Source organism: Mesobacillus jeotgali, assembly GCF_900166585.1.
GTDB classification, from domain to species: domain Bacteria; phylum Bacillota; class Bacilli; order Bacillales; family Cytobacillaceae; genus Mesobacillus; species Mesobacillus jeotgali_A.
In genome coordinates this window covers 2114746-2133856 of record NZ_FVZC01000009.1, presented here as the reverse complement: position 1 = coordinate 2133856, position 19111 = coordinate 2114746, and the positions used below count along the sequence as shown (strand labels likewise).

Here is a 19111-nt window from a genome sequence, read left to right as displayed (position 1 = left end):
ACTTAGTTGTTTTCGATACGGCCAATGATATTTGGAAATTATCGCGAAGAATTAACAGTCCTCAGCAAAGAATCCAGTAAAGAGGTGTACGGAATGGTAAAGAAAATAGTGATTCTCGGAGCCGGCAGCGCGGGGACAATGGTCGCAAACAAGCTCGCCCGCCAGCTAGGGAATGAAATAAAAAAACGCGAAGTCGAAATTACCCTGATTTCCAATACAGAAAAGCATATCTACCAGCCAGGTTACTTATTCATCGCTTTTAATGAAAAGCCATCTGAGCATTTCATCAGAAAACAGGAATCATTGGTTCATCGACATGTGGACCTTGTATATGATGATATAGAAAAAATCGATATCGAGAAAAAGACGATAAAGGGCAATAGGCATTATCAATATGATTATCTTGTCATCGCGACAGGGTCCCACCCTGATTTTGACAGTGTCCCTGGTTTAAGGGAAGGAGCACATAACTTCTATACACTGGAAGGTGCTGAACGCTTGCGCGATGACCTGGCGGCAATGGAAAAAGGAAAAATCCTGATCACCATCGATGTGCCTCACAAATGTCCTGCAGCTCCTCTGGAACTGGCATTGATGCTGGATGATTATTACCGGAAAAATGGCAGACGTAAGGATATCGAAATCAAATACGCCTATCCAATCGGCCGTATCCACTCATTGGTTCCAGTAGCAGAATGGGGACTTCCGCAATTTGAGAAGCGCGATATTAAATATGAAACATTTTTTAACCTTGAAGAAGTGGATCCAAAACGCAAAGTGGCAATTACAATGGACGGATCGGAACATGAATATGACATGCTCATTACCATACCTGCTCATACAGGAGCAAAAGCGGTGATGGATTCCGGAATCGGTGATGAATCTGGCTTCATTCCGACCAACCGCACCACACTGAAGATGATTGGACAGGATGATGTATATGTAATTGGTGATGCTACGAATCTTCCAATCAGCAAAGCTGGTTCAACAGCACATTATCAATCTGAATCGCTGGTTGCCAATATCATCAGCAGATTATCTGGCCGCCCGGAAACAGCTGTATATAATGGCAAGGTGGCTTGTTTCCTTGAAAATAGTCTTGAAGATGCCAGCATGATTACTTTTGATTACAACAATCCGCCGCAGCCTGCAGAAACTTCTGACCTGCTTCACTGGTTCAAAGCTGTCTACAATGAGCTTTACTGGTTAAATGCAAAAGGGATTTTATAGAAGGGGTGGTTGAGATGGCTACAGAAACACCTCAAGTACACACAACGGAATCACATAAGCTCGTCAGCTTCACCGATGCCGCTATGAGTGCAGTAACCGGAGAGATGGTCTCCACAATCGCAGAAACAGGTGTAAAGATGGCCGAGATGGCTGACGACCTGCTCCAGCCGGAGACGGTCTCGTTGTTAAAGGCATTGCCGGAAGTTGCTGAGAACCTTGAAAGAACATTGATGGAAGTTAAAAGGATGGAAGAAACAGGAGTCCTTAAGTCCCTGATGCAGTTGGCGGATATGGTTGCTGCCATGAAAGGCGCCATGACGGGGCCGATGGTAACAGATATGGTCGAAAAGGCAATCAAGGGTGCAGAACTGGCAGATTCCTTCGTCCAGCTTGGTGCCCTTGACCTGGTAGACGGTATGCTTACTGCTTTCCATCACGCCCAGGAGGAAACAAAGGATAAAGCACCGCTGTCATCCATGCAGCTGATGAAGGCAGTCACACAGAAAGAAACAAGGGAAGGTATGACACTAATGATCTCCTTCCTGCAGAACCTGCCGAAACAATTAAATAAATAGAAAAGGAGAGGGGGGAATCCCTTTCTCCTTTTCTATTTGTATAGAATATCATTTTTCATTTCTGTCAGCTTTTCTAACACTCCATTGATGTCTTCTTCCGATACATTGAATTCCCTTAAACTTGCAGCGAGGTGATTGGCAATAGCTCCAAAGTGCTCATCATTTAGGTTCATGCCTTTATGTGCGAGTTCCATGCTTCTGCCGGAATATTGGTTTGGTCCGCCCAATGCCCAGCTGATGAACAGTGATTGATGTCGCCGCTGTTTTTCCATGTCCGTTTCCTTGAAAAATTGATTGACTGTTTCATCTGCCAGCACTTTTTTGTAAAATACATCCACAACTTTAGTAATGGCATCCTGCCCGCCAAGGCGTTCGTATAATGTTTCCATTCGATATTCCTCCTGTTCGGAAAATGACTAGCTTATTATTTCTATTTATCCCCAGAAGTATGAATGAAACTTTTTTACACTGTTCTATTCTATCCACTTATACCCTACTCCCCAAACAGTAGCCAGGTAATCATCAGCTGCAAATCCAGCCTTTCGAAGCTTATCCCTCAGGTTCCGGACATGCGAATCAATCGTGCGGTCTTCAGTAGCAACACCATATCCCCATATAGTAGAAATTAAATGTTCTCTTGTGAACACCTTATTTTTGTTTTGCAAAAAAAGGCTTAACAATGAAAATTCCTTTGGTGTCAGAGGAATTTGGTTCCCGTCATAATGGACCTCATACGATTCCATACTGAGATTGAGTCCTTTGAACGTAAGTACAGGGCTTTTTGAGGAATGTCTTCTTAACAAGGCTTCAATTCTGGCCAGAAGTTCTCCCTCATCAAACGGCTTGGTGACATAGTCATCTGCCCCAATGTGTAAACCTTTTACAATATCAGGTTTTTCGCTCCTTGCGCTAAGCATGATAATCGGTATGTCCCAATGTTTTCTGATTTCACCGCATGCCTCCCAGCCATCCATCTCAGGCATCATGATATCAAGTAAAATAAGATCCACACCATGGTGTTCCAGGTATTCAATAGCCGCGTTTGCAGAAGTCCTTTTGATGCACTTATGGCCAGCAGGCTCAAGGTATAGCGCGAGTAAATCAAGCATTCGCATTTCATCATCTACTAGCAATATAGTCGCCATAAAAATACCCCTTGTAAGTAATTAGTGAGTTTATCATACACTAAAAGTTTGAAAAACCTGTGCACTTTACTTGTACTTCCTAAATAATTTTGTGAAATTAAACCATTGAGCCCAAACCAAATAGGACAGAATCCCATAAATTGATACCAGGATAAAAAAAAGGAGTGTGAAAGTATGCCTTACGGTTACTATCCACCATACGCGGTTCCTTATGGAGGTTATCCCGGTTGCTACGGCGGGAGTGGCGCATGGTTTGCACTGTTCATTATACTGCTTGTAATCGTCCTTATTTTTGGAGGCTGGTGGTATTTCTGTTGCTAAATAGTTTTAAGGTTTATCCTTTTTATAAGGATGAACCTTCTTACTAAGCTGGAGAGAATTAATGATTATTGAAAACATAGAAATTTGTGAAAAATATTATTATAATAAAAAATAGACTAAAAAGGGGGAACATTAATGTCTAATACATATTCTGATGTCTGGAATCTTGACGTGTTTTTTGAAGGGGGAAGTGATTCTCCGGCATTTGCAGACCATCTTAAGGCAGCTGGCGAGCAGATCGAAAAGTTTAAAAGGGAAGTAGACAGATGGCAGCCAGTTGATCAGCCGGACGAGGGGCAAAGACTGGTGAATCTTGTTGAACTATTTGATGGAGCAGCGAGAAAGGTAAGGCAGGCTGGCGCTTTTGTCAGCTGCTTGCATGCGCAGAACACAGATGATAAAAAGGCTGGGCAATTGAAGGCGACGGTCACTGAATTAAGTGCGTCACTGCAAAGCGCACTGACTACTTTTGATCAACAGCTATCCGGCTTTTCTAACGAAGTCTGGGATAAGCTTTTACAGGAAGGGCTTTTAAAGGAGCTTCGTTTTGTGCTGACGGAGCGGCGGGAGCGTGCGGCTGAAAAGCTATCCGAAAAAGAAGAAACGGCTATAAATGCTTTAAGTGTTGACGGCTATCATGGCTGGGGCCAGATGTACGACCTTCTGGTTGGTAAAACAAAAGTCCAGTATAAAGAGGAAAGTCTTTCTGTCGGCCAGGCAGCCAATAAACTTGCGGATTCTGACCGCTCTGTCCGTAAAGAGGTTTTTGCAGCATGGGAACAAGCCTGGGGAGAAAAAGAAGATTTTTATGCAAAGACGCTGAACCATCTGGCAGGTTTTCGCTTAAATGTGTATAAGCTGCGAGGCTGGGAGGATGTTTTAAAAGAACCGCTCGATATCAACAGAATGAAAAAAGAAACACTTGATGCCATGTGGGATGTCATTTCCGATAACAAGGAACCGTTTGTAAGATTCCTGAACCGGAAAGCGAAGCTCCTGGGACTTGAAAAACTGAGCTGGTTTGATTTGGATGCACCAATAGGAAGCGCAGATTCCACAATGTCCTATCAGCAAGGAGCTGACTTTATCGTTGAGAATTTTGCTGAATTTGGCAAAGAAATGGCTGAGTTTGCGAAGATGGCTTTTGAAAATGACTGGATTGAGGCCGAGGATCGCCCCGGCAAGGCTCCTGGCGGTTTTCATACATTCTTTCCAGAGAGCAGTCAATCGAGAATATTCATGACCTACTCAGGTACGCCTTCCAATGTATCAACATTGGCGCATGAACTTGGACATGGTTTTCATACTTATGCCATGAGGGATTTACATTTGTTGAACCGAAATTATGCGATGAATGTTGCTGAAACTGCATCTACCTTTGCTGAAATGATTGTTTCCGACGCTTCCGTGAAAAACGCACAAACTAAAGAAGAGAAGCTTGGTTTGTTGGAGGATAAAATACAGCGTTCTGTAGCACTCCTGATGAATATTCATTCCAGGTTCCTGTTTGAAACGAAATTCTACGAGGAGCGTAAACAGGGAGTTGTTAATCCAGAAAGACTTGGGGAATTGATGAAAAATGCACAGACCGAAGCATACGGCGGAGCTCTCGAGGAGTATCACCCGCTGTTCTGGGCTTCCAAGCTGCACTTCTTTATTACAGGAGTCCCGTTTTATAACTTCCCGTATACCTTTGGTTACCTATTCTCTCTTGGTATTTATGCAATGGCCCAGGAGGAAGGCGAGGGATATGAGGAAAAATATATTGCTCTCTTAAAGGATTCGGCATCAATGACAGTCGAGGAGCTTGCGCAGAAACACATGAACGTCGACCTCACAGAAAAAGAATTCTGGGAAAAAGCCGTACGCATGTGCGTTGATGATGTCGAGGAGTTCATGACCTTGACGGAATAGGGACATCAGGCTAACAGGAATTGTACTGCAAAAAAGGTTTAAACAGATATAAAAATAAGTGTAAAACCCAGTCCTTATACGGCTGGGTTTTACACTTTTCTGAGCTTGAAGGGACTGATCATCAGCAGACTGAGAGCCAGCATCATGAATAGGAATATTTGCGGCGGAACATGAGGAATGGCAAGGAAACTAAGTGTAGCCAGCACGCCTGCAGCTGTTATCGGTAAACCTGTAAAGTAGCCGTTATTCTCGGTTATATTGAATCTTGCAAGGCGAAATGCGCCGCAGCCTATATAAAACACAGTGAAAAAGGCTCCTGGAGCTCCAAATTCCGATAAAATTCCTTGATAGATTAATAGTGCAGGTGCTACACCGAATGATATAATATCACTCATGGAATCCAATTGCTTTCCAAGTTCTGATTCGATATTGAACTTTCTGGCAACCATGCCATCAAATCGGTCGGCAAGGGCGGCTATGAAAATCAGCATAAGACTCAGGTTCAAATTGCCATTGATACCGGCGATGATTGCAAATCCGCCTAATGAAAGATTGGCCATAGTCAGCATATTGGCAGTCTGGGATTTTATTTTTTTGACTGTAGATTCTACTACTTCGTGAAAAAACATAAATTCACTCCTCTAAATGGAAGGCAGTTTTCGCCAGGATCGATGCTTTTGGAATGGTATGGTACCAGCAGTCTCAATGATAGAGCACAAAATTCATCATCCCCTAGTTGAAAAAGGGAACTAGCACATTGGGGTATTATATAATAATATATAATTCTAAGCTGATTATGCTTTTTCGTAAAGATTTCTTTTGATCCTTACCGGAATTTTCAAACAACGCAGGAAACCTACAAAATTAATCGGAGGTATGTGAATTGCTCCAATCGATATATCGTCTGCTTATAGAATTGACCAATGGAAGATGGACTTCGGCCATTTTACACAAATTTGCAAAATCTAAGGGGAGCAGAAGGATTGTTCCTTCGTTCGCCAGGACTTATCAAATTAATCAGGAGGAAATGGAAAAGCCTTTAATGGAATATGATAGTCTGCATCAATTTTTTATCAGGAACCTTAAAGAAGGGGCAAGAACGGTGGATCATGATCCTATGTCAGTTGTCAGTCCAGTAGATTCCGTGATTGAAGAAATAGGAGAAATTGCAGCGGACAAGACCATTACGGTAAAAGGTAAGATTTATTCGATCTCCGAGATGCTTGGTAATGATGAAGCAATGTCAAGGTATGAACAGGGAACATATATGATTTTTTACCTGAGTCCAAGTCATTACCATCAAATTCACAGCCCGGTTTCAGGGGAGGTTGTCAATCAGTGGACTTTGGGAAAGAAGTCATTCCCTGTCAATAAGATGGGATTGAAATATGGGAACTATCCGTTGTCTAAAAATTATCGGAAAATTACCGAAATCAGACACAAAGCGGGTATGACAGCCGTTATTAAGGTTGGCGCTATGTTTGTCAATTCGATTGAAATGACTCACGCTGGCACTGAATTGAAGAAAGGCGAGCAAATGGCTTATTTTACTTTTGGTTCAACTGTAGTGTTGCTGTTTGAAAAAGGGACGATTAACCTTTTGCCTGAAATCACTGCGCCCTATCATATCAAATATGGAGAGAAAATCGGTACAATTGATGAACAAGGATGACCAGCGAGAGGCACAGGTTTAATCTGTGCCTTCATTTTGTTTCGAATTATATTAAGGCAGTAAAAAAAGAGCCCTTTTGGGGCTGTCAGGAAGAGACTTTGATTCGGTTAGATAATGACCGCCGGTGGATTTCCGTTTCAATCAAACGAATAAACTCATAGCTAAGGTTTAGCTCTCTTGCTTTGAAATAAGATTCGATCAAAAGCTCGTCCGATAGCTTGCGCATTCCAGTCATTCACCCCCAAAAGGATCTTCTAAATTCAAAATTGATTGCATATAATTGTAAGTTGTTTCGTTCTACCCTTACTCTAGCAGAATGAAACTCTCAGAACAACTGTTCTAATTATCCACAAACATCGGTGGATAACCTGTGATTAAATTGTTTATAATCGGGAAATTTGTAATAAAACCAATGTGTATAATGTGTATAAGGTTATCCACAGGGATGGAAATCCTTGGATTTTGTCGAAAAGTTTTTTGAAATACTTCGAAAATTTATTGAATTTAGCAGAAATCCAGGGTTTTCATCGAACTTTATCCGGGTTCTACCCTTATTTAAATGTTTGTTTTGAATACGAGGATAAAATTGGGTATGATGTTAACGGTATGATAGGAATTTAATTAATGAGGTGTTATAAAATTGCTAAAGCATTTTTTGCCTGACCAGCATGTCAAGAGTATATTTGAAATCCATCCTGAAAGCCTAAAGGAAAAAGGCGTGAAGGGCATTATAACAGATTTGGACAATACCCTCGTAGAATGGGATCGGCCAAATGCGACCCCAAAGCTGATCGAGTGGTTTGATAATATGAGAAGAAATGAAATACTCATTACGATTGTATCCAATAATAATGAAAGAAGAGTCAGGTCGTTTTCAGACCCGCTTCAAATACCATTTATATTTCAAGCGAGAAAACCGATGACTCGGGCATTCAATAAGGCATTAAAACAAATGGGATTGCGTAAAGAGGAAACAGTCGTTATTGGGGACCAGCTGCTAACCGATGTTCTTGGGGGGAATAGAAGCGGATTCCACACGATTCTCGTCGTTCCAGTTGCCCAGACAGATGGTTTTATAACCCGCTTTAACAGAAAAGTGGAAAGAAGGATATTAAATTGGTTCAGGAAACAAGGAAAGTTGAATTGGGAGGACTAAAATTTGAGTGAGCAATTAATCTGTACCGGCTGTGGTGTGAAAATCCAAACTGAAAATCCCGAAGAACTGGGTTTTGCCCCTGCTTCATCCCTGGAAAAAGACGTTGCCGTCTGCCAGAGATGTTTTCGTTTAAAGAACTATAACGAGATTCAGGATGTCAGTCTAACTGACGATGACTTTTTAAAAATATTGAATGAACTTGGCAGCAGGGATGCATTGATAGTCAAGATCGTAGATATTTTTGATTTCAATGGGAGCTGGCTGCCAGGTATCCAACGCTTTGCCGGAAAAAATCCGGTACTATTGATTGGAAATAAGGCTGACCTGGTGCCAAAATCGGTAAAGCAGCGGAAACTCATAGACTGGATGAAAAAGGAATCAAGGGAACTGGGACTAAATCCAATTGACGTCTTTCTTGTGAGTGCGGCAAAGGGACATAATATCCAAGAAGCTGCAGCGGCAATAGATGAATATCGCAATGGCAAGGATGTCTATATCGTCGGCTGTACGAATGTGGGTAAGTCTACTTTCATTAATAGGATCATCAAGGAAGTGACTGGTGAAGGAGATATCATTACAACCTCACATTTTCCGGGAACAACCCTTGACATGATTGAAATTCCGCTTGAAGATGGAAAAGCGATTGTAGATACCCCGGGAATCATTAATCATCACCAGATGGCGCATTATGTAGATAAGCGGGATTTGAAATACATTACACCCAAAAAAGAAATCAAGCCCAAAGTGTACCAGCTGAATGAACAGCAAACGTTATTTTTCGGGGGGCTTGCCCGATTTGATTATATATCTGGCGGCAGAAGATCTTTCCCCTGCTATGTACCGAATGAAATCAATATCCACCGAACTAAGCTTGAGAATGCGGACGAGTTATATAAAAATCATGCTGGAGAATTGCTGACTCCGCCTCGCCGCGAACAAATGGAAGAATTCCCGGAACTTGTCCGTCATGAATTCACGATCAAGGAAGCGAAAACCGACATTGTTTTTTCAGGGCTAGGATGGGTAACCGTCAATGATGCAGGTGCCAAAATAGCGGCTTATGTTCCAAAAGGAGTTCATGTGCTGCTAAGAAGGTCCCTAATCTAAATTCTTTTGCAGGTAATAAATTTGATGAAGGGGCGGGAGATTATGAAAAAATTATTCGGAGTTATAGGTGATCCGATATCACACTCGATGTCTCCTGCCATGCACAATGATTTATTTGGCTTTTATGGAATCGATGCAGCGTATCTGCCATTCCATGTCAGCAAAGAAAATCTTGAGGCAGCTGTAAAAGGATTGAAAGCATTGGAAGCATCCGGCTTCAATGTGACAATCCCCCATAAGACAGATATTATGGCCTATCTTGATAAAATCGATCCTCTGGCCGAAGCGATCGGAGCTGTCAATACAGTCAAAAATGAGAATGGCTTTTTGACAGGTTACAATACCGATGGCCCTGGCTTTGTCAAAGGGCTAGAAACAATTGATGCTGATCTTGGTTCAAGGTCAGCTTTGATTATTGGTGCTGGCGGTGCTTCGAGAGCGATCTTCTTTTCAATGGCCCAAGCAGGAATAAGCAGAATTGACCTTTATAACCGTACCTATGACAAGGCAGAAGAATTAATCAGATCATGTCCTTTTAATGTAGAATCAAAGGTCCTTAACCGGGAAACAGCAGAAAAAACACTGAATGAATATCAGCTCGTTATCCAGACGACTTCCATAGGGATGGTGCCTGATACAGGAAGTTTGCCGCTTTCTCCTGAAAACATATCCCAGGATGCAATCGTCAGTGATATAATTTATAATCCATTGCAAACAACATTTTTGAAGGCTGCTTCCAAGAGAGGGGCTGCAATCCAAAATGGAATAGAGATGTTCGTTTTCCAGGGGGCACTTGCTTTTGAGAAATGGACAGGGATTTTTCCCGACACCGAGAGAATGAAAACCAATGTTTTAAGAAATTTAGGAGGTTAACACATGTTAACAGGTAAGCAGAAACGTTTTTTAAGATCAAAAGCCCATCATCTTAATCCGATTTTTCAAGTCGGCAAAGGCGGGGTAAATGAGAATATGATCAAGCAAATCGCAGATGTTCTGGAAGCGAGAGAGTTGATCAAGGTGAGCATCCTCCAAAATTGTGATGAGGATAGGGATACAGTTGCAGAAGAGCTTTCCAGCGGAGCTAAAGCGGAACTAGTTCAGGTAATTGGGAATACGATCGTTTTATATAAAGAGTCACGTGAAAATAAGGAAATCGTTCTTCCAAGATAAAAAAACTGGGAGGTGCCTGTTTGAAGAAAGTTGGCATTCTTGGCGGAACCTTCAATCCGCCGCACACCGGACATTTGGTTATAGCGAATGAAGTGCTTCAAGCTTATGGGCTGGATGAGATATGGTTCATGCCAAATCAGGTTCCGCCGCATAAAACTGTCGAAGAGCCCATCAGCAATTCAGACAGGCTAGCGATGCTCGAGCTTGCTATTGCTGACAACCAGCAATTCAGGCTGGAAAAAGCAGAACTTGAGAGGAGCGGTCCTTCTTACACGTATGAAACGATGAAAATATTGAAAGATAAGAATAAAGAAATTGATTTCTATTTTATCATTGGCGGCGACATGGTCGAGTATTTGCCTAAATGGCATAAAATAGATGATTTGCTGAAGATGGTAAAGTTTATCGGGGTTAGCAGGCCCTCGTACACGACGGAAACGGATTATGATATTCTTTACGCAGAAACACCCCAGATGGATATCTCTTCAAGCATGATCAGAGAGAGAACAAGGACCGGAAGAAGCATACGTTATTTGCTGCCGGATTCTGTACGGGTATATATTGAGGAGAATAGTTTATATGGAGCGTGAACAAGCACTTCGGATAGTGAAGCCGCAACTGACTGAACATCGCTATGTGCATACACTTGGAGTGATGGAGACTGCCCTCAGACTGGCTGAGAAGTACGGTGCAGATAGAAAGAAAGCAGAATTGGCAGCCATTTTCCATGATTACGCCAAATTCAGGCCAAAGGATGAAATGAGGCAAATCATTGTGGAACAAGAGATGCCGGCTATCCTGCTGGATTTCAACAGTGAGCTTTGGCATGCACCGGTAGGAGCCTTTCTAGCTGAAAAGGAAGCAGGCATTAAAGATGAAGAAATCCTGGATGCTATTCGCTTCCATACATCTGGGAGGGTGGGCATGACCCTCCTTGAAAAAATTATTTATCTGGCTGATTATATTGAGCCAGGCCGTCATTTTCCGGGAGTGGATGAAGTCAGGGAAATGGCAGTGAATGATTTGGACATTGCGCTGATCCAGTCCATGAAAAATACTATCCAATTTCTGATGAAGAAAAATCAGCCGGTCTTTCCGGATACGTTTAACGCATACAACAGCTTGGTAAAAAATTCAGGAGGGTGATTGAATGAACGATCGAGAACTATTAATGACAGCTGTAAAAGCAGCAGATGATAAAAGAGCAGAAGATATTATGGTATTGAATATGAAAGGCATTTCGCTGATTGCTGACTACTTCATTATCTGCCACGGGAATTCTGACAAGCAGGTACAGGCAATTGCCCGCGAAATCAGGGAAAAAGCAGAGGAGCAAGGGCATAACCTGAAGAGGATGGAAGGATTTGATGAAGCTAGATGGGTCCTGATCGATATCGGCGATGTGGTAGTCCATGTATTCCATAAAGAAGAAAGAAGCTACTACAATCTTGAACGTCTCTGGGGAGATGCGCCAATCGAAAACGTGCAAAGTGAGCTGAATTAATGTCGTACGAACGATTTGCATATTTGTATGATGAGCTTATGCAGGATGTTCCCTATGAAAAATGGGTCGAAATCCTGGAGGCATACAAAGAGAAATTTCAAGTGAACGGAATGAAGCTCCTCGACCTGGCATGCGGGACCGGGGAGCTCTCTGTAAGATTGGCACAAAAGGGCTATGATGTAACCGGCGCGGATTTATCCGGAGACATGCTCTCAGTAGCCCAGGTGAAAGCCCAGGATCTTTCTTTGCCCATCCATTTTTTTCAGCAGGATATGACAGAGCTTGAAGATTTAGGTGAATTCGATATGATCGGTATTTTCTGTGATTCTCTTAATTATTTGGAGGATGAGAACGCAGTTCGGAAAACCTTCGAAGGAGTGCATCGCCTATTGAAAAAGGGCGGCTTGTTTATTTTTGATATCCATTCCGTGTATAAAATGGACCATATTTTTGCAGACGCGACATTTACATGGGACGCCGAGGAGATCACCTATATTTGGAACAGCTTCAAAGGGGATGCACCACATAGTGTTGAACATGAGCTGACTTTTTTCGTCCTCGATGAGAAATCCGGAAAATATGATCGAGTCGATGAACTCCATTTCCAGCGTACATATCCTGTTTCAATTTATATGGATTTGGTAAAGCAGACAGGTTTTGAGAATATTGAAGTCACCGGGGACTATTCATTGAAGGAGCCTGAATCAACATCAGAACGATTGTTTTTTGCCATGATTAAGCCCTGAATATAAGAAAAACAGAAAGGCTCCCATTCTGATCGAATGGGAGCCTTTCTGTACTAATTTTGTCACATTTAGCGGGAAGGATAATCGAGTTAAATGGAGAATACTTTTAAGGACCGAAAAGTTCCTCCGTTTTTTCCAATTCCTTTGCATATTTTTTATGTGTTGCCTTGAAAATCTGTTCAAACATATCCCCTGTTTCACTTTCCAGCACCTTGATCCCTTCTCCGGTAATTCCGCCCTTTACACAAACCTTTTCCTGCAAAGTCTGTAACGTATAATGGTTTTGACTCAGCAATTCGCCCATGCCCACCAGCATCTCACTTGAAAGCTTAGTAGCCGTTTCCCTGTCAATTTCGGTTTCTTTTACCGCAGCTTCAATGAAGCTCTGAACAAGGTGGCTGAAAAAAGCAGGTCCGCAGCTAACGATATCCGATGCTACCCTTGTAATATTCTCTTCAATTTCAAGCGGTACAGATACCTTTTTGAAAAGGGTGAATAATGACTCTCTCCATTCGGCAGTGCATTTGGATCCAAACGAAAAAAGTGATACACCAGCAAGTGCCCTGTTCGTGATGCTCGGGATGATTCTCATCACTGAACAGTCCACAACCTTCTCGATTTGCTGGACACTGATAGGGCTTGTTATTGAAATGACACATTTATCACTCTTGAGTACAGGTTTGATCAATTCGAGCACTTCCAGGACATTATGGGGTTTTACACAGACAAAAATGGCATCAGCGTGTTCTGCTACTTCAATAGCATCCTTTCCAACTGATAAATCCGGATATATTTTTTGTATCTCTAAAGCTTTGGATAATGTCCTATTAGTAATCATCATTGAAGAAGGGGAAATGGCATTCCCATCAATGAGAGCTTCGGCGAGAATTCTCCCCATATTCCCTGTGCCTATAATCCCTATTTTCATAACCCTTCCCTCCTTCATACATTTATTCTCCTATATCCATATGATTTTATCTTTTACTTTATGACATAGAGAAAGGCGTTGACGCAAACATGGAATGGATCAAAGAAAACAAAATCTATGTAATTGCTGGATTTGCGGCTTTATTATTTTTTCTTTATGCCTCCTTCGATAAAGAAGGAGAACTGACAGAAGAAAATGCTGATGCTTTGGCGGTGGTAACAGATGTTGAAACAACTGAAGAAGAAGTTGAGGAAAAAGCCATCGTAATGATGGCGGATATAAAAGGAGCTGTCGTTAATCCAGGTGTTTATGAAGTTAAGGAGGCTGGCCGGGTAATTGACTTAATTGAGCTGGCAGGGGGGCTAGAAGAGGACGCCGACGTTGCAGCGATAAATTTTGCCATGTATGTTACGGATGAAATGGCTATTTATGTACCCCGCGTTGGAGAGCAAATACTTTCGTCTTCCCCAATTCAGGCTGGCGGGGATACAGGTAAAGGAAAGGTGAACCTAAACTCTGCCCAAACGGACGAACTTCAGACATTACCGGGTGTTGGACCTGCTAAAGCGGAAGCTATAATTGAATATCGTGAAACTAACGGACCATTTAAGGTGATTGAGGATTTAAAGGAAATAAGCGGAATCGGTGAAAAAACATTTGAAAAATTAAGGGACCAGATTTCGGTAAAATAGCTGCCATTCAAATTGAACTCTTTTATCGAAAGCCTTAAAATGGAGGATATAAAAGATTGTCCAAACCTGGATTTGGTCTTCTACAAGGGGGAGTACAGCATGGAACGTAAGAGTTGGGATGAATATTTTTTGGATATCGCAGAAGAAGTAGGCACACGCTCCACATGTCCTAGGCTGCATGTCGGATGTGTCATTGTCAAGGACAAGCATATAGTTTCTACAGGTTACAATGGTTCCATACATGGCCACGATCATTGTGAAGATGCCGGCTGCTTGATTAATGAACAGGGGAGATGCATCAGGACATTGCACGCTGAGGAAAATGCTGTCCTCCATGCTGACAGGGGCCTGTTAAAGGGAGCAACAGCTTTCGTAACCCATGAGCCTTGTGAAAAGTGTTCCAAGACGCTCGCACAATCAGGGATAGCCAGGATTGTTTACCGATCTGCCTATCCAAACAAATACAATGATCTCTTTTTAAGGGATGTAGAGGTTGTTCATTTGCCCTAATAACTCTAAAGGATAAAAGATATGAAGTCTATTCGTCATCTACCCATTAAGGGACAGCTGTTTTATTTTGCAGCTGTCTCCTTGCTTGGGCTGCTTACCAGTAAAGAACATCCCGTTGTTTATGGGCTATTGTTTCTTCTTTGTCTCACCTTTTTGCAAAAAGTAAAGAAGCTGCAAGTATCTTTTTTGTTGCTTCTGACAGGCTGTTATATGATTTTCACAGCTGCAGGGTATTATGAATCTGTTAACTTCAAAACAGTTTATAACGGGAGTGAAAAAAGTTTCGTTATACTGTTTGAAGATGGCATTAAGGTGGAAGGCGATTTGCTTTTAGCTTATGGAAAATCCCTGCCAAACAATGAAAAGCTGTTCATCAAATATAGAGTCAAGTCAAATCATGAAAAAAACACGATCCAAAATCTTCTCGTCCCGGGAATGGCCTGTACGGCTTCAGGGACCCTCATTAGTCCATCATCCGCCACGAATCCAAACGCTTTTGACTACAGAAAGTATCTTGAACGTAATGAAATATCCTGGCTGCTTGAAGTCGGCCAACTGACCTTGAATACCTGCCATAAACGGTCAGAAAACATTCTAACTGCACTAAAAGGCTTCAGGCAGCAAGAAGTCGCCAGAATAGAAAATATGCTGCCCGAGGAAACCTCCGCGCTTGCAGCAGCCCTGATTTTTGGAGAGAGAATTTTATTCAATCCCGAAACAGAACGGTCATACCAGAAAATAGGCATCGTCCATTTGCTGGCGATTTCAGGACTGCATGTTAGCCTGCTCATCGGAATGCTCTTCTTCATTTTCATCAGGTTAGGAGTGACAAAGGAAAAAACTGAATTAATACTTATGGCATTTCTGCCATTGTATAGTGTTATTACTGGTCTTGCACCACCTGTTGTCCGGGCGGCCGTCATGCTTCTCATATTGATTGGATCAAGACATTTGTCAGTCCGAACGACACCGCTTGATGCTATATCAACTGCCTTCATGATCATGGCATTTTTCCAGCCAGCCATTATCTATGATACGGGTTTCCAGCTTTCTTACACAGTGAGCTTCTCCTTAGTTCTTTCCGCACCGATCATCCTTAAATCATTCACTTCATTTGTAAAACAAACAGCTGCAGCTTCATTTATATCACAAATTTCAAGTGTCCCGATTCTCATTACCTCATTCCATGAAGTCTCTGTGATTTCTGTTTTTGCCAATCTTTTTTTCGTACCTCTATTTTCATTTGTATTACTTCCGCTTCTGCTGTTGTCCTACATTTTTCTGGTTGTTTTAGGAGCAATCCCTACATTTTATTTAACCTCCCTGGAAGCAGTCATTCACCATGTTAACCTTTTGGCTGCCTGGATAGCTGAACTTCCGATGTCGACTCTGATCATCGGTAAGTTCGAACCGGCCATATTAATTTTAGCCATCCTTTTGATACCAACATTTTTCTATAAGTGGGAAGGATACATGTCTAATAATTCCAGAACTCCTTTATGGCTTTACACGCTGCCTCTTATTCCACTTCTCATGCAAATTCTATGGCCATTTTTCAGTCCAAATGGGCAAATCGTATTTCTTGATGTTGGCCAGGGTGACAGCATTTTCATCCAGCTGCCATATAATCAGGGGAATTATCTTATTGATACTGGCGGCGTCATGTCCTTTACAAAGGAAGACTGGCAGCAGAGAAGGAGTACCTATGATCCCGGAGAAAAGATCGTGGTCCCTTTTTTGAAAAGTGAAGGAGTCCGTACCCTGGATAAATTGATCCTCACACATGGTGATGCTGATCATATCGGGGGAGCTGTTGCATTGTTAAATGAAATCAATGTCAAACAGGTGATTATGCCAAATGGTACGGAGAGGTCTGAGTTGGAAAAACAGATAATCAGCATCGTCCAAAAGCAAGGAACAGAAATCGGTACCGCTAAAGTTGGCAATGGTTGGCATACAAAAAGTGGAGATTTCATGGTTCTTAATCCGATCAAGTCTTATGAAGATCGAAATGACGGATCGATTGTGCTGCTAGCATCTATTGGCGGGAAAAGGTGGCTTTTTACAGGAGATCTTGGTTTTGAAGGTGAAAAGTCAGTAGAAGAAAACATTAACGGTCTGGACATAGATGTGCTGAAGGTGGGGCACCATGGCAGTAAATATTCCACTTCGGAGACATTTCTTTCAAAGATAAAGCCTGAGTATGCGATTATTTCCTCCGGAAAAAATAACCGTTACGGCCATCCATCAGGGGAAGTGCTCGAAAAACTAAAGGGTAGAGGCGTTCAGATTTTCAGAACGGATGAAGATGGTGCAATCATTTATAAGTTCTATGGCAACACAGGAACGTTTGAGCTGCAAAGTCCATAGTATATATCAAAGAGCACGCGTCTCTCCCCCAAAAATCACAAGAATACGAAAAGAGACTGCATTTTTAAAATGCAGTCTCCATAACTTTATCCTATGTAGCCGTGATTAACTCCCGATTAACTGCACGACTGTCGCAATAATGAACATTGTTGCAAAGAATCCAAAAGAAACGATGAACCCAACACCTGAGTCAACAGCGTCATTGCGATTGCTTTGTACATTTTCTTCGAATTGATTCACAGTCAATCCCCCCTATTAATTCTATAATAGTATAAGCGATTCAATTTAAAAAATCCAGTGTTCTCTTTACAGCTTATTTACCCAATGTACCAAGAGTTGACACAAATACTTTTCCCGCTTGAGGCTAAAATAATCTTACTTAGATGCACCGCTGCGATATGAGTATCCTAGGCCTTGTATAGCAGCGTTCAATATAGATAAGGGAATTGGCCCAAAATGGAGGCGGCCAATTCCCTTAGAATGCTTGTCAAAATGTCCAAGCTTCTTTACGATAGATGTATGTAAAAAAAGGATTGAACGGAGCGGTATAAAAGTGGTATTGGACATTTGGAAAAAGATAAGCAAAAAGCAAGTAGATCCGGTCTATTTATTGTATGGAACAGAAGCCTTTCTTATCAATGAGACCAAACAGCTTCTTGTCGATAATGTATTGGATGAAGAAGAAAAGGATTTTAATTTCTCGGTATACGACCTCGAGGAAACACCTATTGAGGCAGCACTGGAAGACGCTGAGACCTTTCCGTTCATGGGAGAGAAGCGATTGGTGATTTTACAGAACCCCGTGTTTTTGACATCTGAGAAGGCCAAAGGGAAGATTGAGCACAATCTGGCCAAACTGGAGGATTATCTTTCACAGCCTGCTCCGTACTCCATCATCGTATTTTCCGCTCCATATGAAAAATTGGATGAACGCAAGAAAATAACCAAGGAGTTAAAGCGGAAAGCAACGGTCATAGAAGCGAAAAAGCTGAATGAGCAAGAAATAAAAGCCTGGGTAAAAGAACGTGCTGAGTTACATGGGGCGGTCATTGAAAATGATGCGATCGAGCTTCTATTGGCACTCGCAGGGACGAACTTATTCATGCTAACATCAGAAATCGATAAACTTGCGCTTTATGCAGGAGAAAATCAGCCGATCAGCAAGGATATTGTGGATCGTCTGACAGCAAGGTCTCTGGAACAGAATATATTCTCTTTGGTCGACAAGGTGGTTCACCGGAATGTCGAGGCTGCACTGAGGATTTATTATGATCTTCTGAAACAAAATGAGGAACCAATAAAAATCCTTGCGGTGATCACTGGCCAGTTCAGGCTGATTTATCAGGTAAAAGAGCTTGCGCGAAAAGGCTATGGCCAACAGCAGATTGCAGGGGCATTGAAAATCCATCCATTCAGGGTGAAATTGGCAGCGGGACAGTCAGGGGCATTTTCTGATGAAGAACTGACTAGAATCATTAAACTTCTTGCCGACGCTGATTATCAAATGAAAACGGGCGGCATGAAAAAAGAGATGCTGATCGAAATGATCCTGTTCCAGATTAATGGCAGGAAATAAAGTTACATAGAGGACAAAATAAAAAAACGACCATAACAGGTCGTTTTTTTATTAGCAGCATGAAAGAAATTAGCCGTTAGCATTCAATTTTTTCATAAGACGGGCTTTTTTGCGGGCAGCTGCATTCTTGTGGATAAGACCTTTAGCTGCTGCTTTATCAAGCTTGCTTGCTGCTTGAGCGTATGAAGCTTTTGCTTCAGTATCGTTGTTTACGATCGCTGATTCAGCTTTTTTAACTGCTGTACGCATAGAAGATTTTACAGTAATGTTGTGAGCTTTGCTTGCTTCACTAGTTTTCACACGTTTGATCGCAGATTTAATGTTTGGCATTCCGTTCACCTCCTAAAAAGCATCGAGATTTTATGGAACTCGACATTTCCAGTACATTTCTTATTTATTAAGAACAAATGATATTTTATCAAACAGGGGGTAATAATGCAATACTCTGCTTTAATTTAGGCTCTTTTTTCAAACTATGTTGCTATAGAATACAAA

At 41.9% G+C, this 19111-nt stretch carries 23 protein-coding genes; 16 read left to right on the top strand and 7 right to left on the bottom strand.

The annotated features are described in order from the left end of the window. Positions 1–93 precede the first annotated feature (93 nt). Positions 94–1230, top strand: coding sequence for an NAD(P)/FAD-dependent oxidoreductase (locus tag B5X77_RS20880; RefSeq protein ID WP_079509833.1), 1137 nt, complete (start codon positions 94–96; stop codon positions 1228–1230). Between the two features lie 14 nt (positions 1231–1244). Then, positions 1245–1805 (top strand): helical membrane plugin domain-containing protein, encoded by a 561-nt coding sequence (locus B5X77_RS20875; RefSeq protein WP_079509832.1) that lies wholly within the window; start codon positions 1245–1247, stop codon positions 1803–1805. A 32-nt stretch (positions 1806–1837) separates the two neighbouring features. On the opposite strand, the gene B5X77_RS20870 is transcribed toward B5X77_RS20875, so the two are convergent. Next, positions 1838–2194: a group I truncated hemoglobin gene (locus B5X77_RS20870; protein ID WP_079509831.1), complete on the bottom strand. Its 357-nt coding sequence runs from the start codon at positions 2192–2194 to the stop codon at positions 1838–1840. 84 nt (positions 2195–2278) lie between these two features. Further along, positions 2279–2950, bottom strand: a complete 672-nt coding sequence (locus tag B5X77_RS20865) for a response regulator transcription factor (protein ID WP_079509830.1) — start codon at positions 2948–2950, stop codon at positions 2279–2281. A gap of 456 nt (positions 2951–3406) precedes the next feature. Between B5X77_RS20865 and B5X77_RS20860 the strand changes: the two genes are divergently transcribed. Next, on the top strand, positions 3407–5185 hold the full coding sequence (locus B5X77_RS20860) for a M3 family oligoendopeptidase (RefSeq protein WP_079509829.1): 1779 nt from the start codon (positions 3407–3409) through the stop codon (positions 5183–5185). 89 nt (positions 5186–5274) lie between these two features. Here the strand turns inward: B5X77_RS20860 and pssA are convergent, their stop codons facing one another. Then, positions 5275–5814, bottom strand: coding sequence for a CDP-diacylglycerol--serine O-phosphatidyltransferase (pssA, locus tag B5X77_RS20855; RefSeq protein WP_079509828.1), 540 nt, complete (start codon positions 5812–5814; stop codon positions 5275–5277). Positions 5815–6068: 254 nt separating this feature from the next. Between pssA and B5X77_RS20850 the strand changes: the two genes are divergently transcribed. Continuing rightward, positions 6069–6857: a phosphatidylserine decarboxylase gene (locus B5X77_RS20850; protein WP_079509827.1), complete on the top strand. Its 789-nt coding sequence runs from the start codon at positions 6069–6071 to the stop codon at positions 6855–6857. An 85-nt stretch (positions 6858–6942) separates the two neighbouring features. Here the strand turns inward: B5X77_RS20850 and B5X77_RS20845 are convergent, their stop codons facing one another. Then, complete coding sequence (locus tag B5X77_RS20845; RefSeq protein ID WP_079510333.1) at positions 6943–7083, bottom strand: sporulation histidine kinase inhibitor Sda; 141 nt, start codon at positions 7081–7083, stop codon at positions 6943–6945. Positions 7084–7497: 414 nt separating this feature from the next. On the opposite strand from B5X77_RS20845, the gene B5X77_RS20840 reads away from it, so the two are divergent. The 8 genes from B5X77_RS20840 to B5X77_RS20805 are packed head-to-tail and all read left to right on the top strand — an operon-like array spanning position 7498 to position 12540. Continuing rightward, positions 7498–8013, top strand: coding sequence for a YqeG family HAD IIIA-type phosphatase (locus B5X77_RS20840; RefSeq protein WP_079509826.1), 516 nt, complete (start codon positions 7498–7500; stop codon positions 8011–8013). A gap of 3 nt (positions 8014–8016) precedes the next feature. Beyond that, positions 8017–9120 carry a ribosome biogenesis GTPase YqeH gene (yqeH, locus tag B5X77_RS20835; RefSeq protein WP_079509825.1) on the top strand — a complete coding sequence of 368 codons (1104 nt, stop codon included), beginning with the start codon at positions 8017–8019 and terminating at the stop codon, positions 9118–9120. Positions 9121–9162: 42 nt separating this feature from the next. Beyond that, a complete protein-coding gene (aroE, locus tag B5X77_RS20830; RefSeq protein ID WP_079509824.1) occupies positions 9163–9993 on the top strand; it encodes a shikimate dehydrogenase in 831 nt (276 codons plus the stop codon). Between the two features lie 3 nt (positions 9994–9996). After that, positions 9997–10290 (top strand): ribosome assembly RNA-binding protein YhbY, encoded by a 294-nt coding sequence (gene yhbY, locus B5X77_RS20825; RefSeq protein WP_079509823.1) that lies wholly within the window; start codon positions 9997–9999, stop codon positions 10288–10290. A 20-nt stretch (positions 10291–10310) separates the two neighbouring features. Then, a complete protein-coding gene (locus tag B5X77_RS20820) occupies positions 10311–10880 on the top strand; it encodes a nicotinate-nucleotide adenylyltransferase (protein ID WP_079509822.1) in 570 nt (189 codons plus the stop codon). After that, complete coding sequence (yqeK, locus tag B5X77_RS20815) at positions 10870–11436, top strand: bis(5'-nucleosyl)-tetraphosphatase (symmetrical) YqeK (protein WP_079509821.1); 567 nt, start codon at positions 10870–10872, stop codon at positions 11434–11436. The genes B5X77_RS20820 and yqeK overlap by 11 nt, the downstream gene beginning before the upstream one ends. Before the next feature lie 4 nt (positions 11437–11440). Continuing rightward, positions 11441–11794 carry a ribosome silencing factor gene (rsfS, locus tag B5X77_RS20810; protein WP_079509820.1) on the top strand — a complete coding sequence of 118 codons (354 nt, stop codon included), beginning with the start codon at positions 11441–11443 and terminating at the stop codon, positions 11792–11794. Further along, positions 11794–12540: a class I SAM-dependent DNA methyltransferase gene (locus B5X77_RS20805; RefSeq protein ID WP_079509819.1), complete on the top strand. Its 747-nt coding sequence runs from the start codon at positions 11794–11796 to the stop codon at positions 12538–12540. Before rsfS ends, B5X77_RS20805 begins: the two co-directional genes overlap by 1 nt. Before the next feature lie 106 nt (positions 12541–12646). Here the strand turns inward: B5X77_RS20805 and comER are convergent, their stop codons facing one another. After that, positions 12647–13468: a late competence protein ComER gene (gene comER, locus B5X77_RS20800; RefSeq protein WP_079510332.1), complete on the bottom strand. Its 822-nt coding sequence runs from the start codon at positions 13466–13468 to the stop codon at positions 12647–12649. A gap of 89 nt (positions 13469–13557) precedes the next feature. On the opposite strand from comER, the gene B5X77_RS20795 reads away from it, so the two are divergent. The 3 genes from B5X77_RS20795 to B5X77_RS20785 all read left to right on the top strand — a co-directional run bounded on the left by B5X77_RS20795 (position 13558) and on the right by B5X77_RS20785 (position 17040). Beyond that, positions 13558–14160, top strand: coding sequence for a helix-hairpin-helix domain-containing protein (locus B5X77_RS20795; protein WP_079509818.1), 603 nt, complete (start codon positions 13558–13560; stop codon positions 14158–14160). Between the two features lie 99 nt (positions 14161–14259). Further along, positions 14260–14670 (top strand): deoxycytidylate deaminase, encoded by a 411-nt coding sequence (locus B5X77_RS20790; protein WP_079509817.1) that lies wholly within the window; start codon positions 14260–14262, stop codon positions 14668–14670. Positions 14671–14691: 21 nt separating this feature from the next. After that, positions 14692–17040 carry a DNA internalization-related competence protein ComEC/Rec2 gene (locus B5X77_RS20785; protein ID WP_079509816.1) on the top strand — a complete coding sequence of 783 codons (2349 nt, stop codon included), beginning with the start codon at positions 14692–14694 and terminating at the stop codon, positions 17038–17040. Positions 17041–17145: 105 nt separating this feature from the next. Here B5X77_RS20785 and B5X77_RS20780 read toward each other — a convergent pair whose 3' ends face one another. Then, on the bottom strand, positions 17146–17280 hold the full coding sequence (locus tag B5X77_RS20780; protein ID WP_023627242.1) for a YqzM family protein: 135 nt from the start codon (positions 17278–17280) through the stop codon (positions 17146–17148). Between the two features lie 313 nt (positions 17281–17593). Between B5X77_RS20780 and holA the strand changes: the two genes are divergently transcribed. Continuing rightward, positions 17594–18616, top strand: a complete 1023-nt coding sequence (gene holA / locus B5X77_RS20775; RefSeq protein ID WP_079509815.1) for a DNA polymerase III subunit delta — start codon at positions 17594–17596, stop codon at positions 18614–18616. Between the two features lie 69 nt (positions 18617–18685). Here the strand turns inward: holA and rpsT are convergent, their stop codons facing one another. Further along, positions 18686–18946 carry a 30S ribosomal protein S20 gene (gene rpsT, locus B5X77_RS20770; protein WP_079509814.1) on the bottom strand — a complete coding sequence of 87 codons (261 nt, stop codon included), beginning with the start codon at positions 18944–18946 and terminating at the stop codon, positions 18686–18688. Positions 18947–19111: the final 165 nt, after the last annotated feature.